The 14107-nt window shown below is 66.0% G+C and carries 14 protein-coding genes; 4 read left to right on the forward strand and 10 right to left on the reverse strand.

The genetic code is table 11. The annotated features are described in order from the left end of the window. Window positions 1–15 precede the first annotated feature (15 nt). The 3 genes from dmpG to L5G33_RS12000 are packed head-to-tail and all read right to left on the reverse strand — an operon-like array spanning window position 16 to window position 2851. Window positions 16–1083 carry a 4-hydroxy-2-oxovalerate aldolase gene (gene dmpG / locus L5G33_RS11990; protein WP_236998420.1) on the reverse strand — a complete coding sequence of 356 codons (1068 nt, stop codon included), beginning with the start codon at window positions 1081–1083 and terminating at the stop codon, window positions 16–18. After that, on the reverse strand, window positions 1080–2042 hold the full coding sequence (locus L5G33_RS11995) for an acetaldehyde dehydrogenase (acetylating) (protein ID WP_236998421.1): 963 nt from the start codon (window positions 2040–2042) through the stop codon (window positions 1080–1082). Before L5G33_RS11995 ends, dmpG begins: the two co-directional genes overlap by 4 nt. Continuing rightward, window positions 2039–2851: a 2-keto-4-pentenoate hydratase gene (locus L5G33_RS12000; RefSeq protein WP_236998422.1), complete on the reverse strand. Its 813-nt coding sequence runs from the start codon at window positions 2849–2851 to the stop codon at window positions 2039–2041. The genes L5G33_RS11995 and L5G33_RS12000 overlap by 4 nt, the downstream gene beginning before the upstream one ends. A gap of 79 nt (window positions 2852–2930) precedes the next feature. Here L5G33_RS12000 and L5G33_RS12005 point away from each other — a divergent pair, with 79 nt between their 5' ends. Further along, the gene (locus L5G33_RS12005) at window positions 2931–3704 is read left to right on the forward strand and encodes an IclR family transcriptional regulator (protein WP_236998423.1); all 774 of its coding nucleotides are present in this window, start codon (window positions 2931–2933) and stop codon (window positions 3702–3704) included. A gap of 18 nt (window positions 3705–3722) precedes the next feature. Here the strand turns inward: L5G33_RS12005 and L5G33_RS12010 are convergent, their stop codons facing one another. From L5G33_RS12010 to L5G33_RS12035, 6 genes are all read right to left on the reverse strand, one after another. After that, window positions 3723–5057, reverse strand: a complete 1335-nt coding sequence (locus L5G33_RS12010) for an MFS transporter (protein WP_372476895.1) — start codon at window positions 5055–5057, stop codon at window positions 3723–3725. Between the two features lie 199 nt (window positions 5058–5256). Then, a complete protein-coding gene (locus L5G33_RS12015) occupies window positions 5257–6249 on the reverse strand; it encodes an amidohydrolase family protein (protein WP_236998424.1) in 993 nt (330 codons plus the stop codon). 1 nt (window position 6250) lies between these two features. Next, entirely contained in the window at window positions 6251–6772 is a 522-nt protein-coding gene (locus L5G33_RS12020; protein WP_236998425.1) for a 3-hydroxyanthranilate 3,4-dioxygenase, read from the reverse strand. Further along, window positions 6769–7257: a RidA family protein gene (locus L5G33_RS12025; protein ID WP_236998426.1), complete on the reverse strand. Its 489-nt coding sequence runs from the start codon at window positions 7255–7257 to the stop codon at window positions 6769–6771. Before L5G33_RS12025 ends, L5G33_RS12020 begins: the two co-directional genes overlap by 4 nt. Then, window positions 7257–8033 (reverse strand): 2-keto-4-pentenoate hydratase, encoded by a 777-nt coding sequence (locus L5G33_RS12030; protein WP_236998427.1) that lies wholly within the window; start codon window positions 8031–8033, stop codon window positions 7257–7259. The genes L5G33_RS12025 and L5G33_RS12030 overlap by 1 nt, the downstream gene beginning before the upstream one ends. Before the next feature lie 53 nt (window positions 8034–8086). Then, window positions 8087–9562 (reverse strand): 2-hydroxymuconic semialdehyde dehydrogenase, encoded by a 1476-nt coding sequence (locus L5G33_RS12035; RefSeq protein ID WP_236998428.1) that lies wholly within the window; start codon window positions 9560–9562, stop codon window positions 8087–8089. Window positions 9563–9755: 193 nt separating this feature from the next. Here L5G33_RS12035 and L5G33_RS12040 point away from each other — a divergent pair, with 193 nt between their 5' ends. After that, a complete protein-coding gene (locus L5G33_RS12040; RefSeq protein WP_236998429.1) occupies window positions 9756–10625 on the forward strand; it encodes an alpha/beta hydrolase in 870 nt (289 codons plus the stop codon). A 2-nt stretch (window positions 10626–10627) separates the two neighbouring features. Next, complete coding sequence (locus tag L5G33_RS12045; protein WP_236998430.1) at window positions 10628–11572, forward strand: LysR substrate-binding domain-containing protein; 945 nt, start codon at window positions 10628–10630, stop codon at window positions 11570–11572. An 11-nt stretch (window positions 11573–11583) separates the two neighbouring features. Here the strand turns inward: L5G33_RS12045 and L5G33_RS12050 are convergent, their stop codons facing one another. Beyond that, the gene (locus L5G33_RS12050; protein ID WP_236998431.1) at window positions 11584–12390 is read right to left on the reverse strand and encodes a class I SAM-dependent methyltransferase; all 807 of its coding nucleotides are present in this window, start codon (window positions 12388–12390) and stop codon (window positions 11584–11586) included. A gap of 211 nt (window positions 12391–12601) precedes the next feature. Here L5G33_RS12050 and L5G33_RS12055 point away from each other — a divergent pair, with 211 nt between their 5' ends. After that, the gene (locus L5G33_RS12055; RefSeq protein ID WP_236998432.1) at window positions 12602–14098 is read left to right on the forward strand and encodes a class I adenylate-forming enzyme family protein; all 1497 of its coding nucleotides are present in this window, start codon (window positions 12602–12604) and stop codon (window positions 14096–14098) included. Window positions 14099–14107: the final 9 nt, after the last annotated feature.

Raw genomic sequence — 14107 nt, forward strand, 5'->3', positions numbered from 1 at the left:
CCGACCGGCGGGACGTCAGACTCCCGCCGGTTCGGCCTGAGCCGTTTCGCGCTCCTCGACGAGGGTCAGCGCGATGTCGACGATCATGTCCTCCTGACCGCCGACGAGCCGACGCTCGCCACAGACGGTCAGGATGTCGCGCACATCCAGCTCGTAGCGCTGAGCGGCGGCTTCGGCATGTCGCAGGAACGACGAGTACACGCCCGCGTAGCCGAGGGTGAGGGTCTCGCGGTCGACGCGGACCGGGCGGTCCTGCAGCGGTCGGACGATGTCGTCTGCCGCGTCTTCCAGTGCGTTGAGGTCGCACCGATGCTCGAACCCGGAGAGGTTGGCGACGGCGATGAACGGCTCGATCGGGCAATTGCCTGCGCCCGCACCGTGTCCGGCGAGCGACGCGTCGACCCGGTACACACCGTTCTCGACGGCGACGACGGAGTTCGCGACCGACAGCGACAGGTTCTCGTGGGCGTGGATGCCGATCTGGGTGGCCGGATCGAGAACGTCACGGTACGCCTTGATGCGAGCTTCGACGTCCGTCATCGTCAGGCGGCCGCCCGAGTCGGTGACGTACACGCAGTGCGCACCGTAGGACTCCATCAGCTTGGCCTGCTGCGCGAGCGTCTCGGGCTCGGACATGTGCGAGAGCATCAGAAAGCCCGACACGTCCATGCCGATCTCGCGGGCCGCGGCGATGTGCTGTGCAGAAACGTCGGCCTCGGTGCAGTGGGTCGCGATGCGGACCGACCGGACTCCGAGGTCCCAGGCCCGCTGGAGTTCGTCGACGGTGCCGACACCCGGTAGCAGCAGTGTGGTCAGTCGTGCGTTGTCGATCACGCCGGCCGCAGCTTCGATCCACTCCCAATCGGTGTTCGATCCGGGACCGTAGTTGACCGACCCGCCGGACAGACCGTCGCCGTGCGCGACCTCGATGGCGTCGACGCCTGCCGCGTCGAGCGCGGACACGATGCGTTTGACGTCGTCCGTGCTGATCTGGTGGCGGATGGCGTGCATGCCGTCGCGCAGGGTGACGTCCTGGACGAAGATCGGTGTCCCGCCGGGGTTCTGGGTCTGGTGGGTACTCATGCGGTTGGCTCCTTCTCGGCCGCGAGCGCGGCGATCCGCTCGGCATACTGCAGGCCGGCTGACGTCATGATGTCGAGGTTCCCGGCGTACGCGGGAAGGTAGTGAGCGGCGCCCTCCACTTCGAGGAACACTGAGACCTGGTGGGTGGGAGCCGATTCGGGCTCCTCCTTCATCAGCGTCTCGACGGTGGCGCCCTCGGCGATCGGATTGATCTGGACCTTTTGCTTGAGCCGGTAGCCCGGCACGTAGGCCGACACGTCGGCGACCATCTTCTCCACCGAGTTGCGGATCTGCTCCTGGGTGTCGAGATCGGGGGCGTCGACGAGCGCGTACACCGTGTCACGCATGATCAGCGGCGGCTCGGCCGGGTTCAGGATGATGATCGCCTTGCCGTTGCGCGCTCCGCCGACCTTCTCGATCGCGCTGGACGTCGTTTCGGTGAACTCGTCGATGTTTGCGCGAGTGCCCGGGCCCGCCGACTTCGACGCGATGGACGCGACGATCTCGGCGTAGGCGACAGGCGCGACGCGAGAGACGGCAGCGACGATCGGGATCGTCGCCTGGCCACCGCAGGTCACCATGTTGACGTTGGGCGCGTCGAGATGGTTGTCGATATTGACTGCCGGGACGACGTAGGGTCCGATCGCGGCGGGCGTGAGGTCGACGAGCCGTTTGCCGAGCGGCTCGAGGATCGATGCGTTGTACTCGTGGGCCTTGGCCGAGGTCGCGTCGAAGATGATCTCGATGTCCTCGAAGCCGGGGAGCTCAACGAGCCCCTCGACGCCCTTGCTGGTGGTCGGCACGCCCATGCGGTCGGCGCGTGCGAGGCCGTCCGACTCTGGATCGATGCCGACCATCGCGCCCATCTCGAGGTGCTTGGCGGTGCGGATCACCTTGATCATCAGGTCGGTACCGATGTTGCCGGACCCGATGATGGCGACCTTCGTCTTCTTACTCATGAGTGCTTTCCTTCGCTGAACTTCGCGACGACGGTGCCGAGTCCGGAGATCTCGACCCTCACCTCGTCACCGGATTCGATCGGTCGCATGGGGCCGAGGGCGCCGGACAGGATCACCTGTCCGGCACGGAGTGGTTCGCCGAAGTCGCGGGCCGACTTGGCCAGCCAGGCGACAGCGTTGAGCGGATCGCCGAGGCATGCCGCTCCGTCGCCTGCGGAGACCTCCTCGCCGTTGATGAGCATTCGCATGCCGACCTCGACCGGCGCGAATTCGTCGAGCGTCTTGCGGTGCGCACCGAGCACATAGACACCGGACGAGGCGTTGTCCGCGACGGTGTCGGCGAAGGCGATGTCCCAGCCGTCTATGCGGCTGTCGCACACCTCGATCGCGGCGACGCCGTAGTCGACGGCCGCCCGGATCTGGGCGATGTCGAGAGGCCCGTCGGCGAGGTCCTCCTTGAGGACGAACGCGACCTCCGCTTCGGCTTTGGGCTGCAGGAGTCTGCCCATCGGCACTTCGTCGCCGCTGGCGTACGCCATGTCGTCGAAGAGAACGCCGAAGTCGGGCTGGTCGACTCCCATCTGGTCCTGGACTGCCTTCGAGGTGAGGCCGATCTTGCGACCGACGATGCGGGCGCCGTCGGCCAGCCGGCCTGCGGTCAGACGTTCCTGGACGCGGTACGCGGCCGGCAGGTCGACGGGGCCGATGAGATCTCGGACGGGTGCGCAGGCAGCGCGGGTCTGCAGAGCGGTGAGGAGCCTGTCGGCCGCTTGTTGTTCGGCGGCCAGCGAGTCGGTGCTGGTGGTCATGGTGACCATGCTGCCCGCCCTCGCACCACCGGCGGAAGCACATCGTCTCGCTGAGCGATACGCGGCGTAGAGTTGCCTCATGGCCAGCGACTCCGGAGCGATCCCGGACACCGTGATCGGCAAAGTGATGCTGATCCTCCATGCGTTCGACGTCGACGATCACGAGCTGACGCTGGCCGAGATCGTCCGCCGCACGGGCCTGCACAAGGCGACCGCGCACCGACTGTCGCGGGAACTCGTCGACGTACGGATGCTCGACCGGACGGACACGGGCTACCGGCTGTCCGGCGGTCTGTTCGAACTCGGCATGCGGGCGTCGGTCGAGCGCAGCCTGCTGGAGATAGCGATGCCGTTTCTGCAGGACCTGTACGCCCGCACGCGGGAGACCGTGCATCTCGGCGTCCTCGATGGCCACGAAGTCCTCTACGTAGCCAAGATCGGCGGGCACCGCCAGGCGAGCGCGCCGTCCCGGACTGGCGGCCGGATGCCGCTGCACTGCACCGGGATCGGTAAGGCCCTACTCGCTCATGCCGATCCCTCGTTGCGTCAGCAGGTGTTGTCCTCGCCGCTCCCCCGGCGCGCACCGAGGACCATCGTCGCTCCGGGACTTCTCGCCGCACAGCTCGACACGGCCCGGGAGAACGGCGTCGCCTTCGAGTTCGAGGAGTCGACGATCGGCATCGCGTGTGTCGCCGCCCCGATCCTCGACGTCGGGTCGAACGAGGTCGTAGCCGCCGTCAGCGTCACCGGCCCCTTGACGCGCTATCGCCCGGAGCCGCACGCGGACGCCGTGCGCGCCGCCGCGAGCGGAATCGCCGCGACACTCCATCGACGACACGCCTTGCAGACGTGAACGACGGACGGCGACTGCTCAGGCCGATGTCGCTGCCACCGGCACCGTCTCGGGCGCACCGCTGGATGCGCTTCGAAACAGTACTGTCGCACACGCGAGACTGATGAGGCAGACGATCACCATGTACACCGTCACCCCGAACGACCCGCCTGCGTCGCCGACGAGAGCGGACGAGATGATCGGTGCCAATCCACCGCCGAGGATCGCACCGATCTGCAGTACAAGCGAGGTCCCCGAGTAGCGGACGGCGGCCGGGAAGATGTCGGCGATGATCGCTCCCTGCACGCAATGGGTGACCGGCACGATGAGCCCCATTCCGAGGAATGCGATCGCGGTCACCACTTCGCTGCCGGTGTCCAACATCGGCAGGAAGGCGATGCACCACACGAGCAGCGCGACCGAGCCGCCGAGGAACATCGTGCGTCGCCCTCGCCGGTCGGCGACGCCGGTCCAATACGGGATCGCGAGGAACCAGATCACTGCGGCGACCGACACACAGATGATCAAGAAGTCCCGGTCATAGTCGAGATGCTCGGAGCCGTACGAGAGCGTGAACACCATGAACACGTATGCGACCGCCGAGTTCGCGATCATCAGCCCCATGGTCAACGTCATCCGGCCGACTCCCACTCGAACGGCCTCGCGCAGCGGGAACCGTTCGACCGAGTTCCGGCTGACCACCTTCGCGAACGACGGGGATTCCTCCACGTGCAAGCGAATCACCAGACCGATGATCACGAGTAGTCCGCTGAGGAGGAACGGGATGCGCCAGCCCCACGAATCGAACGACGTGGAGGGCATCAGCGCGTTCGTCGACAGAAAGACGAGGTTCGCCAGGACGAGGCCCGCCGGAGTCCCCATCTGCGGAAAGCCCGCGTAGAGGTTCTTCTTGCCCGCCGGTGCATGCTCCATGGACATGAGCGTCGCGCCCGCACCCTCACCGCCCAGTCCGATGCCCTGCACGATGCGGAGGAGAACGAGCAGGACCGGAGCCCACACACCTATCGACCCGTAGTTGGGGACGAGCCCGATCAACGTCGATGCGATGCCCATCATCAGGAGCGAGACGATCAGCGTGTTGCGACGACCGATCCGGTCACCGAAGTGACCGAACACCAAGCCACCGACGGGCCTCGCAATGAATCCGACGGCGAACGTGCTGAACGCGGCGAGCGTTCCCGCCCCTGGGCTCAGTTCCGGAAAGAACTGCTTGTTGAAGATCAGTGCGGCGGCGGTGCCGTACAGGAAGAAGTCGTACCACTCGAGCGTGGTGCCGACGAGCATCGCCGCCCCTACTCGACGGCGTGCTTGCGACTGGTTCACCGTCGCGGAGCTGACTGGAGGTGTGGTCATCGGAGAAGCCTTTCTCGACACCGCGGCGGTAGGCTCGCAGGGCGTCTGATGATTGCTGTGCCACATCAAGACAACGACAGTGCGCCATGCCACACAAATACTCTTCGCTGGCCCCGCCATAGCCGTTTGAGCATGACTCTTTCGGGTGCACGCCGGACGGCCCCGAGCGCGCTGCACTCGGGGCCGTCCGGCGGGTGCGTCAGCTGCCGATGAACCGCTCGGCGTTCCCACGCAGGATCAGTGCGCGCGTCTCCTCGTCGAGGAATTCGCTCGTCCGCACCACGCCACCGGCTGGCCGCTCGCCCAGCGGATACGGGTAGTCGCTGCCGACCATGACGCGTTCGGGTCCGACGGTGTCGACGAGCAGGCGCAACGCGCGGTCGTCGAACACCACCGAGTCGACGTAGAACCGCCCGAGGTAGTGCGACGGCGGATACTCGGATGTGCCGATGATGTCGTTGCGGCGATGCCACGCGTTCTCCATGCGTCCGAGCCAGAACGCGAACGAGCCGCCGCCGTGCGCGAAGCCGATGCGCAGCCGGTCATCCACCCGGTCGAACACGCCGCCTAGAATCATCGCGAGAATCGACAGATGAGACTCGGCAGGCATGCCGACGAGCCATTTCGCCATCCACCGGTCGAGTCTCGGCGAACCGGTCATATCCCACGGGTGCACGAACACCGGGACCTGCCGGGTCGCGCAATGCTGGAGGAATTCCACGACTCCCGCGTCGTCGAGGTCGCGGTCGCCGACGTGGTTGCCGATCTCGACGCCACGGTGCCCGTTGGCCAGGCAGCGGTCGAGTTCCTCGCAGGCGAGTTCGGGATCCTGCAGCGGGACTTGGCAGAACGGAATCATCCGCTCACCGGCCGGGCCCGTGATGTCGAGTGCGAGGTCGTTGAAGATCCGTGAGATCTTCGCCGCCTGATCGCCGGTCCGTGCGTAGTTGAAGAACACCGGTGTCGGCGAGACGACCTGTGTCGCGACACCGTCGGCGTCCATGTCGGCCAGCCTCACCTGCGGGTCCCACGCGTCTGATTGGATCCGGCGAAACTCCGTACCGCCAGTCATCATCATCGCTTCGCGTTCGGACTCCACCCGCAGCCACGGGGCGTCCGGCCCGGCGGTATCGGTGACATCCGGCCAACCGTGCGGAACGTAATGGGTGTGGACGTCGATGATTCCGGTCATCTCACCCCTTCCCCGGATGCACGGCGCCGCATCGGTCGCAGGTGCGCGCCTGCAGGTCGGCGTGGAACCGGGTAAACACCGGCGGCATGTCGGTCACGAGATCACGCACCTGCAACCGCACCTCGTGGACGAGGGCGTCGCATTCGAGGCAGTACCAGCGGAAATTCTCCAGCGTGCCCTCGTGGCGCACACGTTCGATCACTACACCGATCGACTCCGGATCCGGGCGTTGCGGAGAGTGCGGGATGTTCGCAGGCATCAGCCACGTCTCGCCCTCCCGAATGTCGACCCGGACCGGACCGTCGTCCGTCATGAGATTCACGTGGATATCCCCCTTGACCTGGTAGAACCACTCTTCGAACGGCTCGTAGTGATAGTCGTAGCGCTCGTTGGGTCCGCCGACCACCTGGACGATGAAGTCGTCGCCGAGCGCCATCATGCGGTTGTTCACCGGGGGCTTCAACAGGTGTCGGTTGGCCGCGATCCAGCCGTGGAAGTCGATGACCGGGGGAATAGTCGTCATGGTCGTCTCCTGTCGTGCGAATTCGTGTCGGACGAATGAGCGGAATCATCGCGGCGCGAGCCACCCGATCGGTGAGCGATCGCCTGGATCTCGATGAGGAGGTGCGGATGCGGCAACTGGTGGACGGCGACCGTCGTCCTCGTCGGCCCGTTCTCATCGAAATACTCGCCGTACACCTTGTTGTAGCCGCCGAAATCGTTCATCGACACCAGATACGACGTCACTTGGCACACGTCCTCGAGTCCAGCGTCGACGTCGCTGAGGATGGCGCGGATGTTCTCGATCACCGCACGGGTCTGCTGCTCAATCGACAAGTCGGTGGTGCCCATCGCGTCGACCTCGACACCGACGAACGTGTTGTCGGGCCGACGCGCACTCGTCCCCGACACGAAGATCAAGTCGCCGACGACCTTCACGTGCGGAAACCGGCCGCGAGGGGCGGCGCGTCCGGGAAGGACGCCTCCGGTGTTCTGTTCCTGGCTCATCATCGCTCTCCCATCGATCGAGTGGCGTGGAATCCGACCGTGCCGATCCGGTCGACCGCACATGTCACGTCTCCGTCGTCGAGCGGGATCGCCGCCGTCGCCGCACCGGCCAGCACGATGTGGCCGGCCCGAAGCTCGATGCGGTGGCGTCGACACATGTCGGCGAGTGCGTGCAGGGCGTTGACCGGGTCGTCGAGGATCGCGGCGGTGGAACCAGTGGTCTCGACGTCACCGGCCCGGAGCGTCACCGCTCGATCGCCCGCGTCGCCCAGCGGAGTCCACTCGCCGACGGCGAACCCGGCGGCCGACGTGTTGTCGGCGACGACGTCGGCGTAGGTGAATGAGAAGTTCAGGTACCGGGAATCGATGACCTCCAGCGCCGCAGCCATCGCGTCGATGTGGGCGAGGATGTCGAGGCTCGGGTCGTCGATGTCGACGTCACGCGAAATACGATAGGCGACTTCGGGTTCGACCTTCGGATGGATGTATCGCGAAAGGTCGGTGACACCATCGTCGGCAATCTGCATGGCATCGGTGAGCCGTCCGACGATCACATCGGACACCCCCATCTGCGCCATCTTCGCCTTACTCGTGAACCCCAGTTTCACCCCGACGACGCTCTCGCCGCGCGCCCGCCGCAAGTCGACCAGGTGGTCCTGCACTCGGTACGCGCCCGCGACGTCGAGCCGGCAGTCTGCTTCGATGCTCGTCGTCTCGATACCGCTGGTCTGTGCCACGTCAAGACGTCGTGCCAGTCCGGCGACGTCGACCGTCATATCGCTGTCCTCACTCTCGGGTCCTGTTTCACTCTGCCGTTCAGCCTTGAGGGTCACAGCTGAACGCAGACGTTGGTCGGTTCGGTGTAGAAGTGGAGCGACGACTGGCCGCCCTCGCGTCCGATCCCGGACAGCCCCATCCCACCGAACGGCGAGCGCAGGTCGCGCAGGTACCACGTGTTGACCCAAGACAGTCCGACGTTCATTTGCTCTGCGACGCGATGTCCACGACGTAGATCATTGGTCCAAACCGCGGACGCGAGACCGTACTCCGTGTCGTTCGCGAGGGCGACGGCCTCCTCTTCGGTGTCGAACGGCACGAGCCCGGCCACTGGACCGAACACCTCCTCGCGCATCACGCGAGCTTCGTTCGTCAGACCGGTCCACAGGGTCGGCGAGATCCACGATCCGCCTGCCAGCTCACCGCCGAGATCCGGTGCACCTCCGCCGGTCAGCACGTTCGCGCCCTCCTCCACCGCGAGATCCAGATAGCCCTGGACTTTGTCGCGATGCTTCGCGGAGATGAGCGGCCCCGTCGTCGTCGACTCGTCCGTCGGACGACCGAGGACCAACTGCTCGGCCGCGCCGACGAGACCGGAGGCGACCTCGTCGAACACGTTCCGCTGGATGTACACGCGCTCAGTGCACAGACATACCTGCCCGGTGTTCGTAAAGATCGATCGACTCAGCCCGTTGACTGCCTCGGCGATATCGACGTCGTCGAACACGACGGCCGCGTTCTTTCCGCCAAGTTCGAGCGACACCGGCCGCACGCGGGGCGCGACCGTCTGCATGACACGCGTACCGGTGGCAGACGAGCCGGTGAAGGTGACACCATCGATCCCAGGGTGGCCGGTGAGGAAGGCCCCGGCCGAGTCCGCGCCGAAACCGTGGACGACGTTGTACACGCCGTGAGGAAGACCGGCCTGTTCGAGGACCTCTGCGAGGAGTGATGCCCCGCCGGGCGTGTCTTCACTCGGCTTGACCACGACGGCGTTGCCGCACGCCAGTGCGGGCGCGACCTTCCACGTGAGAAGGAGGAGCGGGAGGTTCCAGGGCACGATCACCGCGACGACTCCGAGGGGTTTGCGCACGGTGTAGTTCAGTGCTGCACCCCCGTCGGCCGTCTCCGTCCGAAACGACTCCTGTCCGGCAGTCGAGACCATGTCCGCGAATGCCCGGAAATTCGCTGGAGCGCGAGCGATGTCGAGCGTCCGCGCCTGGGTGATCGGCTTACCGGTGTCCGCGAGTTCAGCTGCGACGAACTCGTCGAATCGCTCCTCAATGAGATCAGCGGCCCGGCGTAGGATCGCCGCACGATCGGAGACAGGTCGCGCGGCCCACCCGTCGGAGAGCGCGGCACGGGCGGAGGTCACCGCCCGGTCGACGAGGTCGTGGTCGGCTTCGTGCACCCGGGCGTACGCCCGGCCGGTCACGGGGTCGACGGCGTCGAATGCGCGGTCGGGGTCCGGCTCGACGAATGAACCGTCTACGTAGTTGCGGATCCACTGTGATGGAGCTTCGATCATGCATCCACTGTGATGCAGCACAGGAATGTCTAACAAATACCAATCCTCGATAGAGGCATAGCACAATCGGCATACCGGAATCGATTCCGTGATCCTGATATACCGTTTCAGGAATATCTTGTTCGCCGTCAGGCATTGGACACGCATAGATTCTGGAACGCACGCTGGCTGGTGTCGCGACGAGAGGACGACCATGCCGAATCAGATCACCACGACCGACTACGACGCGCGGGCGACGGTCACCGAGGCCCAGTTCGACGCCATCATGGCCCGCTATCTCGCTCGGTCCGCCGATGCCGTGCGCGATCTGCACGGTGCCCCCGGTGTGATCTACGACGCCACCAGCCGGCAGCGTCTGGACGTCTGGGGGACGGGCAGCACGCCTCGGCCCGCCTTCTTCGTCGTGCACGGCGGCTATTGGCGGGCCCTGTCGCGCCACCACACATTGTTCATGGCGGACGTCCTTGCCGAAGCGGGGATCGCCACGGTGGCAATCGATTACGGACTCGCTCCCGCGACACCGCTGAGGGAGATCGTCCGACAGACCCGGGCGGCGTATGCACACGTGCTTCGCCACGGCGCCGACTACGGGCTCGACGTCGACCGCGTCGTGGTCGGCGGCAGTTCGGCCGGCGCCCACCTCGCGGCGATGACGATGGTTGGCGGCGGCTGGACCGACAGCCTCGGGATCGGCGGCCGAACCGCACGAGCCGGACTGCTCATCAGCGGCTTGTACGATCTGCGCCCACTCGTCGACACCCCCGCGAACGACTGGCTGTCACTCACCGAGCAGTCCGCGACGGCACTCAGTCCGGCTTTCGCTCCCGACCCGCCACCAGGCACGACGGCGTTCATCGCCGACGCCGAGATCGAGGCAGCCGGTTTCGCTCGGCAGAGCTCCGACCTCCGCACACGGTGGTCCGACAGCGTCACGATCGGCGGAACGACCGTCACCGGGCGCAACCATTTCGACGTGTTCCTCGATCTCGCCGACCCCGCAAGCGAACTGACCGCAGCCGTGATCGACCTGGTCGACGCGGCCGGTGCGCATGAGGACATGTGAAGATGGATCTTCCTAGACTGCTCGACGGCCGACTCAAGATCCGCCATCTCGTCCTGATCGACGCGCTCAGTCGTCAGGGCAGCGTCGTCGGAGCCGCCGCGGAGTTGCACATCACCCAACCGGTGGCGACCCGCAGCCTGCGGGACATCGAGTCACTGCTCAGCGTCGAGTTGTACGAACGCGGGCCGCGCGGTATCACCCCGACGATCTTCGGAACAGCCTTCACCGAGCATGCACGTGCCGTGCTGGCCCAGCTCAACCAGGCGGGACGCCACGTCGTCGAATTGGCCGACGCGGATCGCGGGACGGTCTCGGTCGGCACTCATCTCGCGGGTTCCAATGTTCTTCTCCCCCAAGCGATCGCAAACTTGAAGTCAACACGTCCGCTGCTCACCGTTGTCGTCCGCGAAGGCACCCCCGACGTGTTGCTGACCGAGTTGGAGGCCGGCCGAATCGACGTGATCGTCGGCCGCCTGACCTCACCGAGCACATCGACCGTCCTCCGGATACCGCTGTACGAGGAGTATGTCGAAGTGTTCGCGGGCGCCGGGCATCCCCTCTGCGACGCCGCCGAACTCGACCTCGCGGACCTCGCCGACTACCCGTGGATCCTTCCCGGAAGTGAGACCGCGCTTCGCCACGAACTCGAGGAAAGCTTCGCCCGCGCGGGCGTCCGACTCCCCGACAACCGCGTCGAGGCCACGAGCTTCCTCACCGTTCGCGAGCTGCTGCGGCGCACCGAGACAGTCGCTGTTCTGCCCGGCCTGATCGGGCGCGGCGATGCCCTGCTGCGGCCGCTGCCCGTCGAACTGAGCCGCGTCGGCCACAGCGTCGGACTCACCCTCGCGGCCGGACGATCGCTCAGTCCGGCTGGACGAGCCCTGCTCGACAGTCTTCGCCGGGTCGCCGAGCAGCAACTAGCAGGCGAAAGCCACGCCCCCGGGTGACCTGTCCGCCGTCACATCTCAAACAGGTTCATCTTGTATGTCCGCACCGGCGGCGCGAAACGGCCGAGGACGGTCATCAGGAACCTCGTCGTCGACGGCCACCGGCGCGCAACCGACCGCTGAGGCGTGCCGAACGTTCGACTGTCAAGGAGCTTGATGCCGAGCGGCTCGAGCGCTCTCGGGTCGCCGCAGGTCCAGACCATCCGCGCAGGAAGCGCCCGGAACACCGGATTGGAGTCCTGTGACTTCATCATCAGCGCGCCGCCGGTGTCGACCGCGAGACGTCCGCCGGCGAAGCGACGGGACAGCCGCCGCAGGACATCGTGCACCCGCTCCTCGTCGAAGTACAACAGCACGGCTTCACTGAGTAGGAAAATCGGCCCGCCCCGCGCAGACACAGCGTCATACCAATCCTCGTCGAAGATCGAACCGGTGATCATCGTGTACCGGTCGGTGTCCTCGAAGTACTTACGCCGCAACGACATAGTGTCCGGGACATCCAAGTCGAACCAGCGCACACGACCGTTGTCGACGCGATGGAACCGTGTCGACAGCCCGCATCCCAGGTCGACGACAGTCCCGTCCGGATGCTCACGCAGAAAGTCCCGGACGAACTCGTCGAAGATCGCAGCGCGCAACACCGACCCGGCCAGCGACGGCCCCCGGAACTTCTCGAAGTCGTAGTCGATCGCGTCGACCAAGTCGATCGCCGTGTGATCGTCGAGCACACTCGTCGTGGCCTGCGCATCGCGGGCCCGCCCGTAGAGCGGAATGAGCAACGTCTCCTGAATCTCGCCTAGATCCACCGATTCAGCCATGAGACCACCTTTAGTTAGGTTTACCTAATTTCACTGGACCGATCGTACGAGGCCCGCCACACGGGCGTCAACGGGCACACACCCGGCGGCGTCTGCCGCGACCGTTGTGCTTCGAGCACAAAGACCTCCGACAAGTCTGGCCCGGCAGGCCGTATCCAATCACAGCGACGATTCATAGTGTCAGTGGTCACAGCCGAAAGGATTCGACCCAGTGACCACACTCGCCTACTTCGCGTGGGAACTCGCCCACCGCGGTGACACGCCTTGCGTCCGCGACGACCACACAGCCCTCACCTACCGGCAGTTCGCCGACCGCGTCGACGCGGCCGCCGCGCATCTGCAGTCGATCGGCGTCAGGCGCGGTGACGTCGTGGCGACGATTCTGCCCAACCGCGTAGAGCTGCTCGTCTGTCTGATGGCGGCCTGGCGGCTCGGCGCGGCGGCGACTCCCGTCAATCCGGCATTCACCGCCACCGAGGCCGGCTACCAACTCGACGACGCGGACGCGCGGATCGTCGTCGGACGCACCCCCGGCGGGCCGATCGGCGACCGCATCGAGATCGGTCCCGAAGAGCTACGCACCGAACCGGATACGGCATGGAGCGCCCCCGAGCCACCCGAGCCGGACGACGTCGCACTGCTCATCTACACCTCGGGCTCGACCGGGTCCCCGAAAGGCGTCGAGCAGACCCACGGCAACGTCGCGTACATGACGACGGCCGTCGCCGAGCACATGGAGGTTGGCGCCGACGACCACGCCCTCCTGATCCTGCCACTGTTCCACTCGAACGCGATCTTCGTCAGCTTCCTGCCGATGATGGCCGTTGGCGGCAGGCTCAGCGTCACCGGAACGTTCTCGGTCCGGCGATTCTTCACCGACGTCGCTACGCTGCGCCCCACCTATTTCTCCGCGGTGCCCACCATCTACGCATTGCTGACGTCGTCACCGGACATCACCGATGCCGATGTCGACAGCCTCCGCTTCGCGATCTGCGGCGCCGCCCCCATCTCGAAGGAACTCCTCGACGCCGCCGAATCTGCCCTCGGCGTCACCATCGTCGAAGGTTACGGCCTCACCGAAGGCAAGTGCGTGTCGGCGTGCAACCCCCGGTCGGACGTTCGCAAGCTCGGCACGGTCGGCATCCCGCTGCCCGGCCAGCGAATCGACGTGGTCGATTCGACGGGAGCGCCCGTCCCGACCGGAGAGAGCGGAGAAGTCGTCATCTCCGGACCGAACGTCATGCGCGGCTACCTCCACCGCCCGGACGCGACAGCGGCCACCGTGATCGACGGCCGCCTGCACACCGGCGACATCGGCGTGCTTGACGCCGACGGCTATCTGTCGATCGTCGACCGCATCAAGGACATGATCATCCGCGGCGGCGAAAACGTGTACCCGAAGGAGATCGAGGCCGCGATCACCACCCACCCGGACGTCCTCGAATGTGCGGTGGTCGGGGGTCCCGACCCGATCCTCGGCGAAGTGCCCATCGCCTTCGTCGTGACCTACCCGAACACCACCCTGCACCGCGACGAACTCGCAGCGCATCTACGCGACATCGTCACCAAGGCTAAGCGGCCCACCGAGATCCACCTCGTCGACGTCCTCCCCCGCAACCCGGTCGGAAAGATCGACAAGCCGTCGCTGAGACAGCAGACCCGCATCCCGGCTCGCACTACCCCCGCCCGCCTGACGTCACCCGCCTGACGCAGTCAC

The organism is Gordonia liuliyuniae, from assembly GCF_021738805.1.
GTDB lineage: Bacteria > Actinomycetota > Actinomycetes > Mycobacteriales > Mycobacteriaceae > Gordonia > Gordonia liuliyuniae.